The 14,873-nt window shown below is 72.0% G+C and carries 14 protein-coding genes and 1 pseudogene; 8 read left to right on the forward strand and 7 right to left on the reverse strand.

Features of this window, described 5'->3' with window-relative positions:
- Positions 1 to 46 precede the first annotated feature (46 nt).
- Positions 47 to 418 (reverse strand): annotated as a pseudogene (locus ACKTSN_RS42330) (transposase); the annotation flags it as partial.
- 181 nt (positions 419 to 599) lie between these two features.
- Here ACKTSN_RS42330 and ACKTSN_RS42335 point away from each other — a divergent pair.
- Entirely contained in the window at positions 600 to 722 is a 123-nt protein-coding gene (locus ACKTSN_RS42335) for a hypothetical protein (RefSeq protein ID WP_409473916.1), read from the forward strand.
- 165 nt (positions 723 to 887) lie between these two features.
- On the forward strand, positions 888 to 1,454 hold the full coding sequence (locus ACKTSN_RS42340; RefSeq protein WP_409473917.1) for a transposase: 567 nt from the start codon (positions 888 to 890) through the stop codon (positions 1,452 to 1,454).
- 34 nt (positions 1,455 to 1,488) lie between these two features.
- Here the strand turns inward: ACKTSN_RS42340 and ACKTSN_RS42345 are convergent, their stop codons facing one another.
- The 4 genes from ACKTSN_RS42345 to ACKTSN_RS42360 form a co-directional block, all read right to left on the reverse strand.
- The gene (locus ACKTSN_RS42345; RefSeq protein WP_409473918.1) at positions 1,489 to 3,927 is read right to left on the reverse strand and encodes a right-handed parallel beta-helix repeat-containing protein; all 2,439 of its coding nucleotides are present in this window, start codon (positions 3,925 to 3,927) and stop codon (positions 1,489 to 1,491) included.
- 157 nt (positions 3,928 to 4,084) lie between these two features.
- Positions 4,085 to 4,687, reverse strand: coding sequence for an Rv1733c family protein (locus ACKTSN_RS42350; protein ID WP_409473919.1), 603 nt, complete (start codon positions 4,685 to 4,687; stop codon positions 4,085 to 4,087).
- Positions 4,688 to 4,866: 179 nt separating this feature from the next.
- The gene (locus ACKTSN_RS42355) at positions 4,867 to 5,688 is read right to left on the reverse strand and encodes an MOSC domain-containing protein (protein ID WP_409473920.1); all 822 of its coding nucleotides are present in this window, start codon (positions 5,686 to 5,688) and stop codon (positions 4,867 to 4,869) included.
- 42 nt (positions 5,689 to 5,730) lie between these two features.
- On the reverse strand, positions 5,731 to 6,165 hold the full coding sequence (locus ACKTSN_RS42360) for a DUF6643 family protein (RefSeq protein WP_409473921.1): 435 nt from the start codon (positions 6,163 to 6,165) through the stop codon (positions 5,731 to 5,733).
- 301 nt (positions 6,166 to 6,466) lie between these two features.
- Here ACKTSN_RS42360 and ACKTSN_RS42365 point away from each other — a divergent pair, with 301 nt between their 5' ends.
- Positions 6,467 to 7,732 (forward strand): TerD family protein, encoded by a 1,266-nt coding sequence (locus tag ACKTSN_RS42365; protein WP_409475057.1) that lies wholly within the window; start codon positions 6,467 to 6,469, stop codon positions 7,730 to 7,732.
- Positions 7,733 to 7,751: 19 nt separating this feature from the next.
- On the opposite strand, the gene ACKTSN_RS42370 is transcribed toward ACKTSN_RS42365, so the two are convergent.
- Positions 7,752 to 8,927 carry a glycosyltransferase gene (locus ACKTSN_RS42370; RefSeq protein WP_409473922.1) on the reverse strand — a complete coding sequence of 392 codons (1,176 nt, stop codon included), beginning with the start codon at positions 8,925 to 8,927 and terminating at the stop codon, positions 7,752 to 7,754.
- A gap of 57 nt (positions 8,928 to 8,984) precedes the next feature.
- On the opposite strand from ACKTSN_RS42370, the gene ACKTSN_RS42375 reads away from it, so the two are divergent.
- Together ACKTSN_RS42375 and ACKTSN_RS42380 are read left to right on the forward strand one after the other, a co-directional pair.
- Positions 8,985 to 9,770, forward strand: coding sequence for a glutamate racemase (locus ACKTSN_RS42375; protein ID WP_409473923.1), 786 nt, complete (start codon positions 8,985 to 8,987; stop codon positions 9,768 to 9,770).
- Positions 9,771 to 9,875: 105 nt separating this feature from the next.
- Entirely contained in the window at positions 9,876 to 10,421 is a 546-nt protein-coding gene (locus tag ACKTSN_RS42380; protein WP_409473924.1) for a hypothetical protein, read from the forward strand.
- A gap of 1 nt (position 10,422) precedes the next feature.
- Here ACKTSN_RS42380 and ACKTSN_RS42385 read toward each other — a convergent pair whose 3' ends face one another.
- The gene (locus ACKTSN_RS42385; RefSeq protein ID WP_409473925.1) at positions 10,423 to 11,481 is read right to left on the reverse strand and encodes an O-antigen ligase family protein; all 1,059 of its coding nucleotides are present in this window, start codon (positions 11,479 to 11,481) and stop codon (positions 10,423 to 10,425) included.
- A 312-nt stretch (positions 11,482 to 11,793) separates the two neighbouring features.
- On the opposite strand from ACKTSN_RS42385, the gene lnt reads away from it, so the two are divergent.
- From lnt to ACKTSN_RS42400, 3 genes are all read left to right on the forward strand, one after another.
- A complete protein-coding gene (lnt, locus tag ACKTSN_RS42390) occupies positions 11,794 to 13,407 on the forward strand; it encodes an apolipoprotein N-acyltransferase (protein WP_409473926.1) in 1,614 nt (537 codons plus the stop codon).
- A 67-nt stretch (positions 13,408 to 13,474) separates the two neighbouring features.
- Positions 13,475 to 13,954, forward strand: coding sequence for an NUDIX hydrolase (locus ACKTSN_RS42395; protein ID WP_129797583.1), 480 nt, complete (start codon positions 13,475 to 13,477; stop codon positions 13,952 to 13,954).
- Positions 13,955 to 14,008: 54 nt separating this feature from the next.
- Positions 14,009 to 14,809 (forward strand): 3-hydroxybutyrate dehydrogenase, encoded by an 801-nt coding sequence (locus tag ACKTSN_RS42400; protein WP_409473927.1) that lies wholly within the window; start codon positions 14,009 to 14,011, stop codon positions 14,807 to 14,809.
- Positions 14,810 to 14,873: the final 64 nt, after the last annotated feature.

A 14,873-nucleotide genomic window follows, 5' to 3' on the forward strand; every position in this document is an offset into this window, starting at 1 on the left:
TCCTTCGCGCAGGCGTTTCCCGTGGGGGGTGCCCCTATGGGTTTCGTCAACCCGTGGGGGCGGGTTGGGGGTCGTAGAAGGTGCCGTCGCGGAGCATCGCGAAGAGCACGTCGGCTCGGCGTCTTGCGAGGCAGAGGAGGGCCTGGGTGTGGTGCTTTCCCTGGGCGATCTTCTTGTCGTAGTAGGTGCGGGAGGCCGGGTCGGCCAGGGCCGCGAACGCGGAGAGGAAGAAGGCCCGTTTGAGCTGCTTGTTGCCTCTCCGGGAAGGGTGTTCGCCGCGGATCGAGGACCCGGAACTTCGGGTCGCCGGGGCGAGCCCGGCGTAGGCCGCGAGGTGGGCGGCGGACGGGAAACTGCTGCCGTCACCGACCTCGATGAGGATCCTGGCTCCGGTCCTGACCCCGATCCCGGGCCTGGATCGAGCAGTATCACCGCGACGGGCAGGGGTGCGCTGGCGGGAGGCGAAGGACCTCCCGCCAGTCAGACGCCGACTGTCCTCGCCCTACGACACCGACGCCCGCTACGGGATCAAGCGGGGATCGGGCTGGTGCGGTTACAAGATCCATCCGAGTGGGACCTGCGGGCCGGATGCTCCGCATGTGATCACCCATGTCCTCACCACGGACGCGACTGTCGCCGACACCGAGGTCACCGACATCGTTCATCACGGCATGGCTGCACGGGAGTTACTGCCCGATGAGCACGCCGTGGACGCGGGCTAAGTCACTGCCGCCCACATCGTCACCGCCCGCGACGACCATCGGATCGATCTGCTGGGACCCGGGGAGCTGGACACGGTCCATGAGCGCCACGACGGTGAGCACCTCGCCCAGAGTGCCTTCAGCGTCGACTGAGACACGAGGAAGGTCACGTGTCCGCACGGAGCGGTGAGCGCAAGCTGGTCCGACCAGCACAGAGCCAGCGGCACCCCGATCTTCCGCGTGCGCTTCGCGTCCCGGGACTGCGAGCCGTGCCCGCTGCAATCCCGGTGCACCACGGCCGCGAACGGCAAGTGGGGCCGTCAGTTGACGCTTCTGCCCCGCGAGCAGCAGCAGGTCCTGGAACAACGACGAGCCGAGCAGCAGACCACGCAATGGAAGGCCCGCTATGACGTCCGGGCAGGCGTCGAAGAAACGGTATCGCAAGCGGTTCGACACACCGGAATCCGCCGCACCCGCTGCACCGGACTGCCCAAGACCCACATGGTCCGCAAGCACGGGCGGGTCGTGCGTCTCGTGCACCCCGCGCACACCACCATGGACTGCGCATCGTGCGGAGCGAGAACCAAGCACGCACTGCCGCTGTCGGAACGCACCTACACCCGCACCGCGTGCGGAGCCGTCTCCCCCAGGGACAAGAACTCCGCCCGCGTGATGCTCGTCCGGGCAGGTCTGAACCCGGCTGGTGCCGAGGGCGTGAGGCCTCCTGGAGCGCCGCTCCAGGAGGCAGCCTGAGCCAGGAATCCCCCTCGTCTCCGAGGGGGAGCAGTCAAAGCAGTTCCGGCAGATCCTCCGCGTACAGCAGGGTCAGATCGTCCGTGCTCGGTTCGTCGAGCTGGGCGACCCGGCTCGCATGGCGCTCCACCATCGCCTCGAAGGTCTGCCGGGCGGTGCGACCGTTGCCGAAGGCGGGGCCCTTCGGGATCGCGGTGAAGTACTTCAGTACGGCCTCCGCCGCACCCGGCGCCAGCCGGTACTCATGCTCGTCCGCCTGCTGCTCCACGATCCGCAGCAGTTCGTCGGGGGCGTAGTCGCTGAAGGTGATGGTGCGTGAGAAACGGGACGCCACACCGGGGTTGACGGACAGGAACCGTTCCATCTCGGCCGTGTAGCCCGCGACGATCACCACCACCGCGTCCCGGTGGTCCTCCATCAGCTTCACGAGCGTGTCGATGGCCTCCTTGCCGAAGTCACGGCCCGCGTCCTCCGGCGACAGCGCGTACGCCTCGTCGATGAACAGCACGCCGCCACGGGCCCGTTCGAACGCCTCCTGCGTGCGGATGGCGGTGGAGCCGATGTGCTCGCCCACCAGGTCCACGCGGGACACCTCGACCAGGTGGCCCTTGTCCAGGACACCGAGCGAGGCGAGGATCTCGCCGTACAGCCGCGCGACCGTGGTCTTGCCAGTGCCGGGGGAACCCGTGAAGACCAGGTGCCGCTTGACCGACGCCGCCTTGAGGCCCGCCTGCTGTCGGCGCCGGCCCACCTCGATCATGTCGGTGAGTGCCCGCACCTCACGTTTGACGCTCTCCAGGCCCACCAGCGCGTCGAGTTCACCGAGCACGGCCTTCGAGGTCCGGGCCGACTGCTCCGGGCGCGTGGCCGCCACGAGCGGCTCCTGCTCGGTGGTGCGCTGCCCGGGGATCGCGCCGAGCAGGGACGTCGACTCACTCGCCGTCTGGACGACGGGTGCCGGGGAAGCGGGCGTGCGCAGGCTCGCGCTCTCGTCGCTGGTGCAGTCCTCCACGACCGGTCCCGCACCGGACCCGGCGTCGGGACCGGGGTCCGCGAACTCGTAACCCCCGCGTGCGCAGCGCTCCGTACGGCACTTCCTGAGCGTCGTACGGCACCCGTCGATCACATGGAAGCCGTAGCCACCGCTGCCCCGCACCCGGCAGTTCAGGAAGCTGCCGCGGCCGCCCGCCGACACATAGAAGCCCGCTTCCGCGGGGGAGTCGACCGTGCACCGCTCGATGGTGGGGTCGGCGCCCTTGGTCACGATCACGCCGGTCTGGGTGTCGGCCACCGTGCAGTTGCTGAGGGTGCCGCCGCTGCCGTGGTCACGGAACCATGCGCCGGTCGCGGCGTCCTTGATGCGGCAGTCGTCGAGCTGTGCCGTCGCTCCGTCGCTGACGGACACCGCCGTGTTGCGCACCTGGGACAGGTCGCTGTCGACGACGTCCGCACGGGAGCCGCGGTCGAGCACGAACAGCGCGTCCGGCACGTCGTGCACCCGGCAGGAGTCGAGCACCACCGTCGCACCGTCGCTGACCCACACGGCCGGGTAGTCGCCGGTGCTGTCGAAGATCTCGCACTGGTTGGCGTCGACGCGTGTGCCCGGGTCCCACACCGACAGGCCGTTGCGGCCGAACTGCCGCACGCTGGTGCGGGCCATCGTGAGGACGGAGCGGGAGCGCAGGTCGACCGCGTTCTCGGGGATGTCGTGGATCCGGCAGTCGGCGAGGGTGAGCACGGCGTCGGTGTCGAGGGTGACGCCGTCCGCGGTGGTGCGGTGCACATCGCAGTCGGTGAGGTGCGCGGTGGCCCGGCCGGTGATCTGCACGCCGCTGCCACGGACCTCGTACACCTCGCAACCCACCGCCTCCAGCCCGGAGTTCTCACCGGTCGCGGTCAGACCCGAACCCGAGGCGTGGTGCACCCGGCAGCGCTCCAGGCGCGGACGGGCGCCGCCGCGCACCGCGACGCCGGCCTGTCCGGCCGCGACGACCTCGCAGTTCTCGAACACCCCGCCCCCGCCGTCGACGACGGCGATGCCGATGCCCGCCGGATTGTCGACGGTGCACCGCCGCACGGTCGGGCGTGCGCTGCCGCGCACCTCGATTCCGGCGGCGGACCGGGTGACGACCCGCACGTCGGTCAGCTGCGGCGTGCCCTCCTCGACGAGCAGCGCGGGCGCGGCCGCATCCTGCCCCTCCACGTGCAGGTCCTGCACCACCGCCGAGGCGCGCACGGTCAGCGGCACCCCGTCGACGGGTGCGATGCGCACGGAGCCGGGCGAGCCCTCGGGTCCGCGCAGGGTCACCGCCCGCTGCACGACGAGGTTCTCCCGGTAGGTCCCGGGGGCGATGGTGAGCACGTCACCGTCGGCCGCGGCCTCCAGGGCGGCGGCGAGCGATGCGTACTCACCCGTGCGGCGCCGCCACCGCGATGTACCGGTGTGCGTCACCTGGACCGTGCCCTGTGCCATGGCGTTGCTGTGCCCCCACCTCGGTCGTACTGATGGCTCGTTCGCCTTCGGGGCGTCAGGGCCCCTACGGCTCGCTCGCACGCGGGTTGATGCCGAAGTTCGGCCGGTCCACCGTAGCGTGCGCACGGACGGTGGGTTGACCGGAGCCGGAAGGCCGTCAGCTGCCGGTGCCGGTCCTGCCCCAGTCCGGGCCCGCCCGGTCCCAGGCCTGGTCCCAACGGGCGTACCGGCGACGGACCATGTGCCAGACGATCATCCGTCTGGCTCCCTCGACGAGGCCCGCGGTGAGCAGGGCCGCGCCGAACCCGGCGAGGACGGCGTGTGTCGTCGCCGTGGCCGGGTCCAGCGGGCGGGCCGCGGTACGGCCGTGTCCGTCGGTCCATATCGTGAAGTGTTCGCCGGGCTCGGGGGTGCTGAGGTGCGTCATGACCGGTGCCCGGTGGTAGGTGCCGTCCGGTGCGGTCCAGTGCGCGAGCACGCGGGTGCGGGTCTCTCGCGAGGCGGTCTCGGCGTCGAGGTCCAGGGGGGAGCGCTCCAACTCGCGGACGACGGTGGCCGTCACGAGATGACGGGACTGGCGCTGCTCCCGGACGGACCGCTGCATGGAGTCCTGCGCGAGGGAGCCGACGAGGGAGCCGATCACGGGTGCGACGAGGAGGATGGCCAGCAGGGCGCCCAGGGCCACCCAGGCCTCGACCAGATCGGTCGTGCGGCGCAGCGGATTGTGCCGCCAGCGCCAGAGCCCGCCGATAGCTCGCACGTCCCGCACCCCCTTCCCGCTCCGTGATAACCCCCGATGGAGCCGTTCACCCGCGGGCCCGGTCAAAGAGAGAGCGAAATCACCTGTGCCCGGGGCCTCTCATGAACTTCTCACGATGGCTCAACGCGCAGGTTCCGGCCCGGGGTTCCCGCCCGGCTGCGGTTCCCGGCGACTGTCACTCATTCGAGGATCCGGACCGGGTCCCCGACCCTGATCGTGCCCACGGACTGAGGTACGAGGTTCTGTCCGAAGACCAGCTTGCCGCCGATGCGGCGGTGCCGTACGAGGGTGTGCAGGGGCTCCCGGCCGCGCTCGGCGGTGCACTGGTCGGTCGTGGTGACGACGCACCGCCCGCACATCTTGGCGACGCGGAAGGTCACCTCGCCGATGGCGATGCGCCGCCAGGCGTCCTCGGCCCAGGGCGCGGCGCCCGCGACGACCACGTTCGGCCGGAACCGGTTCATCGGCAGCGGGCCCTCGTCGGCGAGTCCGTTCTGCGCGATCAGCGAGTTGAGGGCGTCGAGGGAGGCTGCAGAGGTGAGGAGCAGCGGGTAGCCGTCGGCGAACGTGACCGTCTCGCCGGGCAGTGCGTAGTCCGGATCGACGGGCCGGCGTACGGCGGGGTCGTCCATGTGGACGAGGCGGACGTCGGCACCGACGAACTCACTGCACCAGGCGTGCGCCGCGGCGTCGGCGAGGACGCCCTCCACCTTGTCGCGGAAGATCTGCAGCGTGAGCGTGCCGACCGGCTCGGGGACGGCCACGGTCAGTGGGTCCAGTCCGGGTGCGGACAGCCGGATGCCGCCGGGCACGAGCTCGGCGGCGGCCAGCGCGAGGCGCGGTTGCTGGCGTTGCGTGACGACCTTTCCCCCGTCGTCGATCAGCACCCAGCGTCGGTCTCCGGCCAGCCCCCAGGGCTCCACGACGGCCTGCCGGGGCGCAAGACCCCGGAACGCCTTGACCGGATGGACATGAATCGACTGCAGCACCGCGTTCCCCATGGGGCCATCGTGCCAGGCGACACCGACAGCCCGGGGATGGGCTCAGTAGCCGCGGTACTGCTGGTTGTTGTACGGGTCCTGGTACTGAGCCGGGGCGGGCCGGGCAGCCGCGGGGCGCATCGCCTCGTAACCCGTGCCGCCGGGCGCCGCGGGGCGCGGCTGCTGATGCTGCGGGCCGGGGTAACCGCGCGGCGCGGCGGCCTGTTGCGGGATGTACGCCGTGGGCGCCTGCTGCAGCGGCGTGGGCTGCGGCGCCTGCGGGTAGCCATGGGCGGGCTGGGACGGGGCCGCCGGCAGGGCGGGCAGCGCCGACGGGAGGGCGGGCAGGTGGCTGCCCGGCGTGTCGTACGCGGCGGGGACCCGGATCGGGGCGATCTGCGGGGTGCCCCGCTCGGCCACGAGCGAGTCGTAGATCGGAGTGTCCGGGAAGGAGGCGGAGTAGTAGCCGCCGCCATAGGTGGAGCGGGGGGAGGTCATGGCACATAAGTTAAGCCCACGATGTGCTGGTTGGGGAGACCGATAAGAGGGTTGTTTTCCGTGTCCGCGGTGACGTGGGCTCCCCAATGCGAGCGAACTTGGGAAAAAGGGGCACCGAGCGGCGCTCGGATCGTGTAAAGGCTCAGTTCCCGGGGGGTTACCGGCGGTTGACCACTCGTCTTTCCGGACGCGCGCATGGGCGTTCGTCGGCGGTGGCAATAGGTGGTGGCGGATAGAGAAAATCGATGGCTGCCGGGGGGCGACCTTGGCGCGGTGACACGTGACGGGGGCGGACATGTCAATGCCGAAGGGATCGAATGTTCCGGTGCCGACGACGGCACTGCGGGTGGAACTCGGGTGGCGTTCCGGACCGGGCGTGCCCGACACCGACGCCTCGGCCCTGCTGCTGGCCGGTGGCAAGGTGCGCTCCGACGCGGACTTCGTGTTCTACAACCAGCCGCAGCACACTTCCGGAGCGCTCCGGCACGAGGGCAAGCGGGAGGCCGGCGCAGCGGTGACCGACACCCTCCTCGTCGACCTCACGAGCGTGGAGCCCGCGATCGAGACCGTGGTGGTCGCCGCCTCCGCGGACGGCGGCGCGTTCGGCCAGGTGCCCGGCCTGTACATCGAGGTCAAGGACGCCGCTCGGGGCACGGTGGTGGCGCGGTTCGACAGCGAGGGAGCCACGGTCGAAACGGCCTTCGTGCTCGGCGAGTTCTACCGCCGCCAGGGCGCCTGGAAGTTCCGTGCGGTGGGACAGGGCTACAGCAGCGGCCTGGAGGGCCTGGCCACGGACTTCGGGATCACGGTGGACGAGCCGCAGCACACGGCCCCCACCGCGCCGCCGGTCACCGCACCCACGCCTGCGCCGTCCGCGCCGCCCGTCACCGTGCCGGCCCCGCCGTCGGCCGCTCCGCCCGCGCCGCCGGTCCAGCTCACCAAGGTCACGCTCACCAAGGCAGCCCCGTCCGTGTCGCTGACCAAGCAGGGCGGAACGTCGGGTGCCATGCGTGTGAACCTCAACTGGCAGGTGCGCAAACAGTTCTCGGGATGGGGCGGCAAGCGCGGGCGGGCGGTCGCGATGCACTCCGACCTGGACCTCGACCTGTGTGCCCTGTACGAACTCACCGACGGCAGCAAGGGCGTCGTCCAGGCCCTCGGCAACGCCTTCGGCGCGTTGCACCAGCCGCCGTACATCCACCTCGACGGCGACGACCGCACCGGAGCCATGGCGAGCGGTGAGAACCTCACCGTCAACCTCGACCACAAGCACAAGTTCCGGCGCATCCTCGTCTTCGTCACCATCTACGAAGGCGCCCGCTCCTTCGCCGACCTGCATGCCACGGTCACCCTGAAGCCGCAGCACGGCGCCCCGATCGACTTCTCCCTGGACGAGTGCACTGTCCCGTCCCCGGTGTGCGCCCTCGCGCTCATCACCAACACCGGCCAGGACCTGGTCGTCCAGCGCGAGGCCCGCTATCTGGTGCCGGAGCGCGGCGTCAGCCCGCAGCGGACCGTCGACTACGCCTACGGGTGGGGCATGAACTGGACCCCGGGCCGGAAGTGACCCTGGGGGACACCGGCGCTCACCCCTCGTCGGGGACGGCGCCAGGACGGGCGTAGGTGCGGCCCTTCCAGGCCGCACCGCGCCCCCTGTAGTGCTGCACCGCGGAGTCGACCGTCATGAGGAGGTACACGAACGCGGTGAACGGCAACAGGGGAGCGAGCCACAGCGGCTGGCGGTAATAGCGGAGCATCGGGACGTACGTGCCCGTCATCACCAGCCAGGCCGAGCCGCCCAGCACCGCCGCGGCCGTACCCCCGCCGGCCGCACCGACGACCAGTGCCACGGGCGGCACCAGATACACCACCGCCAGTCCCGCCACGGTCCCGGCCAGCAGCAGCGGACTGTGCCGCAGCTGGGCGTAGGCACTGCGCGCGACCATGCGCCACAGATCGTGCAGGCGCGGATAGGGGCGCACGCTGTCCACCCGTTCGGCGAGCCCCAGCCACAGGTGGCCGCCGATGCTCCGGACGGTCCGCGCAAGCGCCACGTCGTCGATGACGGCGTGCCGGATGGCGTCCGGGATACGCGCCCGCTCGGCGGCCTCGGTGCGCAGCAACACGCAGCCGCCGGCCGCTGCGGAGGTCCGTGCGCCCTTCCTGCCGATCCGGCGGAAGGGGTACAGCTGCGCGAAGAAGTAGACGAAGGCCGGCACCACGAGCCGTTCCCACCGGCTCTCCACCCGCAGCCGGGCCATCTGCGAGACGACGTCGAAGCCTCCGGTGCGGGCCGCCGCGACCAACGCCCGCAGACTGTCTGGTGCGTGGGCGATGTCGGCGTCCGTCAGCAGCAGGTACTCGGGGCCACGCGCGCGTGCCAGGCCGATGCCGTGCCGCACCGCCCACAGCTTGCCGGTCCAGCCCGCGGGCGGCTCGCCCGGCGAGTCCACGGTCAGCGGCAGCCCGCCGTGCCGTTGTGCCAGTGCGCGGGCCAGCTCACCGGTGCCGTCCGTGCTGCCGTCGTCCACCAGGATGACCTCCGCCCGCCCCGGATAGTCCTGCGCGAGCAGCGACGGCAGACTGGCGGGCAGCATCTCCGCCTCGTCGCGCGCCGGTACGACGACACAGACGTCCGGCCACACGGCGGGTTCGGTCCGGGGCGGCAGTCGGACATCCGTACGCCAGAAGAAGCCCTGACCGAGCAGCAGCCACAGCCAGGCGACGAGTGATCCGGCGGCAGTCCACGCGATGGCGCTCACCCGCGCAGTCTGCCCCACCCGACCGGCCCGGAGTGGCCCATCGTCTATCGTGGCCGGGTGAAGATCGCGCTCATGGACTCCGGAATCGGCCTGCTGGCGGCCACCGCCGCGGTACGGCGCCTGCGCCCCGACGCCGATCTCGTGCTCTCCCTGGACCCCGAGGGCATGCCCTGGGGGCCGCGCACCCCGGAGGACCTCACCGAGCGCGCCCTGGCCGTCGCCGAGGCGGCCGCCGCGCACCGGCCCGACGTCCTCATCGTCGGCTGCAACACCGCCACCGTGCACGCCCTGACCGCCCTGCGCGCCCGCCTCGAACCGGCGCTGCCGGTCATCGGGACGGTCCCGGCGATCAAGCCGGCCGCGGCCGGCGGAGGCCCGGTCGCGATCTGGGCCACGCCCGCCACCACCGGCAGCCCTTACCAGCGCGGACTCATCCGGGACTTCGCCGACGGGGTGGAGGTCGCCGAGGTGCCGTGCTGGGGACTCGCGGAAGCGGTCGAACGCGCGGACGAGGCCGCCATCGACGCCGCCGTCGCCGCGGCTGCCGAGCTGACCCCGGCCGAGGTCACCACCGTCGTCCTGGGCTGCACCCACTACGAGCTGGTCGCCGAGCGCATCCGTGCCGCCGTGCAGCGCCCCGGCGCCCCGGCCCTCGTTCTGCACGGTTCCGCGGGGGCCGTGGCCGCTCAGGCCCTGCGCCGGATCGGGTCGCGCCCCGATCCCGCGGCCGAGCCCGGCGGCACTGTGACGGTGCTGCTGAGCGGTCGTGAGGGCCCGCTGCCCGCATCCGCCCTGGCCTACGCGGAAGGCCGGCTCCTGTCGGCGGTCAGCCCCGTTCGGTGACCCACGGTCACTGACCGGAATCCCTCGGTCCGCCGGGCCGCCCGCCGGCCAGTCACGCTGCGCAACACCCTCCCCGCGCAGCGAAACCTGAGTAACCTCGAAACCATGAGGGAACACCCCCGCGGCGAGCACGGCTCGCACCCCGACGTCTGGACCGGTCGGGCCACCAACCGGGTCCAGTGGCTGCTGGCACTGGGTGGCGCCGCCTGCCTGGCACTGGGTATCGAGCTCGCCGTCGACTCCTCGTGGACCAACGGCATCGCCCCGCTCGTCATGGCCGTCGTCGGCTGCATCGCGGCCGGACTGCTGGTGCTGTTCGGCACCCTCGCGTTCGTGCACGTCGCGCTGAAGGTCGACAAGGAGTCCCTCGAAGTGCGGTGCGGTCACATCGGCGTGCCGCGCCGCCGCATCCCTCTGTCACAGGTCGTCGGCGCCGAGTTCGCCCCGTACGTCACTCCCCGCCAGTGGGGCGGCTGGGGCTACCGCTGGCGCCCCGAGAAGGGCACGGCGGTCGTCGTACGGTGCGGGGAGGGCGTGGTGCTGCAGCTCTGGGACGGCCACACGTTCACGATCACCGTGGACAACGCGGAGGCGGCCGTACGGGTCATCAAGTCACGCTTGCGGGCCGGCACACCCGGCACGGCCCACTGAGTCACGGCGCCGGACGGTCCCCCTGCGCGACGCTCTCCCGGCGTGGCGACTCCTCGGCCAGCGGGCGTGCCGTGGCCAGGCCCGCGAGCAGCCCCGCCCCGGCCGACACCGCGGTGAAGCTCAGCGCGTTGCCGACCGCGGCGATGGCCGCGAGTGCCGTCAGCGCCGCGCCGGCGGTGAGGACGACCGGCGTGGGCCGCGCGGTGCGCCACAGGGTGTACAGCACCCAGCAGAACGCCGCCGCCAGCAGAACCACCCCGACGACTCCCTGTTCGGCGGCCTGCTGCAGGGGTGCGGAATGCGGTTTGCCATCGGACAGCGGCGACCCGACGACGGTGGGGCTGAGTTCTCCGAAGCGCCCTGGGCCGACCCCCAGGACGTCCCCACGGGCCATGGCCAGCGCGTCCTGCCACAGCTCTACCCGGTGCAGGGTCAGCGGGCCCTCCACGGATGCGGCGAGTCCTTCGGGGAGCACGTCTGCGGCGACCGCCCAGCTCCCGGCGGTCACCAGCGCCGCCGCCAGGGCCAGGCCGGCGATGCCGAGGCCGCGGTGGTTCATCCGGCCCGCCGCGAGGGAGCACAGCAACACCGCCGAACACGCCACGACGCCGATGACCGAACCGATCGCGGCCGCGGTCAGCGCGATCCCGGCGGCCAGCAGCCGCAGAGCCAGCCGCATCGCCGGTACGGCGGCGGACCAGGCGGCGCAGCAGGCGGCGCCGGCGGACAGGGTCAGCAGCGCGGCGATGGCGCCCGCGTTGCCGAGTGGCGCGCCGGGCTGTGGCCCCGGGGCGAGGTGCGGAACGGTGAGGGTCAGTCCGAGTCCGGCCAGTGCCCCGGCGCAGGGAGCGGCGACCGGCGCGAGTGCCCCACAGATGCGTCCTGCGGCATGACCGGCGGCGACGGCCAGTACGGCGAGGAGCACGCCTTCCGGGCGGCCGTCGTGCACGGCTGCCGTGATCAGCGACCAGACGGCGCAGGCCCCCAGCACGACCACGCCCACCGCGTCAGAAACGTTCCGTCTACCGCCGTCCGCATCCGGACCGGCCACAGACGCCATCCCTGTGGACCCCACACGTCCCCCCGAACCCGGCCGCCCCCGACCTGACGGACCCCAGCCGTCCCGTCTCACGACCCGGGGCCCGGGCACACGGTAACGGCTGATGGGCGGTTTGTGGATGACCGGTACCGAGTTGTGCAGGGTTGCGCTGGAACGGCAGAAACGGCAGAAACGGCAGGAACGGCAGGAACGGCAGGAACGGCAGGAACGGCAGGAACGGCAGGAACGATGCGGCAACGGCGCAGGAGGAGGCCGTCGTAGGCCTGGCCACCGCGTTGTCGGCTTCGAAGTCGTCCGCCGTACACTCCCGGAGTGACCGTCACCGCAACCTCCGTGGACGAGTCGGACGGCGTACAACCGCGGACCGCGCCAAAGGCGCGCGGCGCGCGCCTGCTGCGCCGCCTCGCCCCGGCCGCCGCCGCAGCGCTCTCCGGAGTGCTGCTCTACGTCAGTTTCCCGCCGCGCACCCTGTGGTGGCTGGCCCTGCCGGCCTTCGCCGTCTTCGGCTGGGTACTGCGCGGCCGGAACTGGAAGGCGGCGCTCGGCCTCGGCTACCTCTTCGGACTCGGCTTCCTGCTGCCGCTGCTGGTGTGGACCGGCGTGGAGGTCGGCTCGGGCCCCTGGCTCGCCCTGGCCACGATCGAGGCAGTCTTCGTCGCCCTGGCCGGCGTCGGCATCGCAGCGGTGTCGAGGCTGCCCGGTTGGCCGGTGTGGGCGGCCGCGGTGTGGATCGCCGGTGAGGCGGTACGCGCGCGCGTGCCGTTCCACGGCTTCCCCTGGGGCAAGATCGCCTTCGGGCAGGCGGACGGCGTCTTCCTGCCGCTCGCCGCGGTCGGCGGCACACCGGTACTCGGCTTTGCGGTCGTCCTGTGCGGTTTCGGCCTGTGCGACGTCGTCCGCCTGGTGGCGGAGGGCAGGCGCACGCGCGCGGTGCGACGGGGAGCCGCGGCCGTCGCGCTGCTCGGCGTGGCCGTGCCGGTGGTGGGCGCGCTCGCCGCCCGGCCGCTGGTCAGCGACCAGGCCGAGGACGGCACCGCGACCGTCGCCGTGATCCAGGGCAACGTGCCCCGCGCGGGGCTCGACTTCAACTCCCAGCGGCGGGCGGTGCTCGACTATCACGCCCGCGAGACCGAACGCCTGGCCGCCGAGGTCGAGGCGGGCAAGGTGGCACGGCCCGACTTCGTGCTCTGGCCGGAGAACTCCTCCGACATCGACCCCTTCGCCAACCCCGACGCGTACGCCGTCATCGACAGCGCCGCCAAGGCGATCGGCGCGCCCATCTCGGTCGGCGGTGTCGTCGAGCGCGACGGCAAGCTCCTCAACGAGCAGATCCTGTGGGACCCGGACAGGGGGCCGGTCGACACCTACGACAAACGGCAGATCCAGCCGTTCGGGGAGTACCTCCCGCTGCGCTCGCTGCTGGACGCGATCAACAAGAACTGGACCAGCATGGTCCGCCAGGACTTCAGCCGCGGCAGCGAGCCGGGCGTCTTCACGCTGGACGGCGTCAGGGTCGGCCTCGCCACCTGCTACGAGGCGGCCTTCGACTGGGCCGTGCGCGACACCGTCACCGACGGCGCGCAGATGATCTCCGTGCCGAGCAACAACGCCACCTTCGACCGCAGTGAGATGACCTACCAGCAGCTCGCCATGTCGCGCATCCGCGCCGTCGAGCACAGCCGCACCGTCACGGTGCCGGTCACCAGCGGCGTCAGCGCGATCATCCTGCCGGACGGGGCGATCACGCAGAAGACCGGGATGTTCGTCGCGGACTCGCTGGTCCAGGAGGTGCCGCTGCGCTCCTCCCAGACGCCCGCAACCCGGCTCGGCATCCTGCCGGAGATCGCCCTGGTGCTCGTCGCGGCGGGCGGCCTGGGCTGGGCCGTCGGCGCCGGTGCGCGCGGGCGGCGCGCGGGTGACGTGTAGCCGTACGCCCGCCGTGCGCCCCGGGAAGCGGCCCAGGGCCGGAGGATCTTCCCGTTAGGGTCGGCCCATGGCTACTCCTGACTTCATCCGCAGTCTGCGGGCTTCCGCCGGGCACCAGCTGTTGTGGCTCCCCGGGGTCACCGCCGTCGTCTTCGACGACGACGGCAGAGTGCTGCTGGGCCGCCGCTCCGACACCGGCATGTGGTCGCTGATCGGCGGCATCCCGGACCCGGGGGAGCAGCCCGCGGCCTGCGCTGTGCGGGAGGTCCACGAGGAGACTGCCGTGCACTGCGTGCCCGAGCGGGTGGTGCTGGTGCAGGCGCTGAAGCCCGTCACCTACACCAACGGCGACACGTGCCAGTACATGGACATCACGTTCCGCTGCCGTGCCGTCGGCGGCGAAGCGCGGGTCAACGACGACGAGTCGCTGGACGTCGGCTGGTTCGACATCGACGCCCTGCCGCAGCTCAACGAGTTCGGGCAGCTGCGGATCAAGCAGGCCCTGTCGGACCAACCCACATGGTTCGACTCCACGAGTTTCGAATGAAGTATGGGCTTTGACCACATGGGGCGGGGTGCGCGAACTGCCTAGGGTCGAGCCATGAACCTGCCCAACAGCCTCCCCGGCCCCCACGCCCCCTCGCTCGATCTCGGCGGCCGCACGGCCCTGGTCACCGGAGCTGCCGGTGGCATCGGCCGCGCCTGTGTGCTGCGGCTCGCGGCCGCCGGGGCCAAGGTCAGAGCGGTCGACCGGGACGACGCGGGTCTGGAGTCGCTCGCCGGGCAGGCGACGGGCCTGCCGGGCAGCGTCGAACCGCACGTCCTCGATCTCACCGACCTGGACGCCGCCGAACAGGCCGCCGCGGGCACCGACGTCCTCGTCAACAACGCCGGGCTGCAACTGGTCCGGCCCATCGAGGAGTTCCCGCCCGACGTGTTCCACACCGTGCTCACCGTGATGCTCGAGGCGCCGTTCCGGCTCATCCGCGGCGCCTTGCCCCACATGTACGGGCAGGGCTGGGGCCGCATCGTGAACATCTCCTCCGTCCACGGACTGCGTGCCTCGGCCTACAAGGCGGCCTACGTGGCCGCCAAGCACGGCCTGGAGGGGCTGTCCAAGACCGCCGCCCTGGAAGGCGCACCCCACGGCGTCACCTCCAACTGTGTGAACCCCGCCTATGTGCGCACCCCCCTGGTCGAGAAACAGCTCGCGGACCAGGGCCGGGCGCACGGCCTGCCCGAGGACCGGGTCCTGTCCGAGGTGCTGCTGCAGGACAGCGCACTCAAACGGCTCATCGAACCGGAGGAGGTCGCCGAGGCGGTCGCCTACCTGTGCAGCCCGCAGGCGTCCTTCATGACCGGGACCTCGCTCGTCCTCGACGGCGGCTGGACCGCGCACTGAACGATCCGGCGCCCCGCGCGCCCGGAGTTTTCCACAGGGCTGACGGGGCGCCCGGGCAATGAGG

It is taken from the genome of Streptomyces flavusporus, assembly GCF_046267975.1.
Lineage (GTDB): Bacteria > Actinomycetota > Actinomycetes > Streptomycetales > Streptomycetaceae > Streptomyces > Streptomyces flavusporus.

What these genes read in the sequence shown, in the direction of transcription:
- ACKTSN_RS42345 (WP_409473918.1), bottom strand. Translation starts at nt 3,927, where the DNA reads ATGGCACAGGGCACGGTCCAGGTGACGCACACCGGTACATCGCGGTGG.
- ACKTSN_RS42355 (WP_409473920.1), bottom strand. Translation starts at nt 5,688, where the DNA reads ATGGGGAACGCGGTGCTGCAGTCGATTCATGTCCATCCGGTCAAGGCG.
- ACKTSN_RS42360 (WP_409473921.1), bottom strand. Translation starts at nt 6,165, where the DNA reads ATGACCTCCCCCCGCTCCACCTATGGCGGCGGCTACTACTCCGCCTCC.
- ACKTSN_RS42365 (WP_409475057.1), top strand. Translation starts at nt 6,467, where the DNA reads ATGCCGAAGGGATCGAATGTTCCGGTGCCGACGACGGCACTGCGGGTG.
- ACKTSN_RS42380 (WP_409473924.1), top strand. Translation starts at nt 9,876, where the DNA reads ATGAGGGAACACCCCCGCGGCGAGCACGGCTCGCACCCCGACGTCTGG.
- ACKTSN_RS42385 (WP_409473925.1), bottom strand. Translation starts at nt 11,481, where the DNA reads ATGGCGTCTGTGGCCGGTCCGGATGCGGACGGCGGTAGACGGAACGTT.
- ACKTSN_RS42395 (WP_129797583.1), top strand. Translation starts at nt 13,475, where the DNA reads ATGGCTACTCCTGACTTCATCCGCAGTCTGCGGGCTTCCGCCGGGCAC.
- ACKTSN_RS42400 (WP_409473927.1), top strand. Translation starts at nt 14,009, where the DNA reads ATGAACCTGCCCAACAGCCTCCCCGGCCCCCACGCCCCCTCGCTCGAT.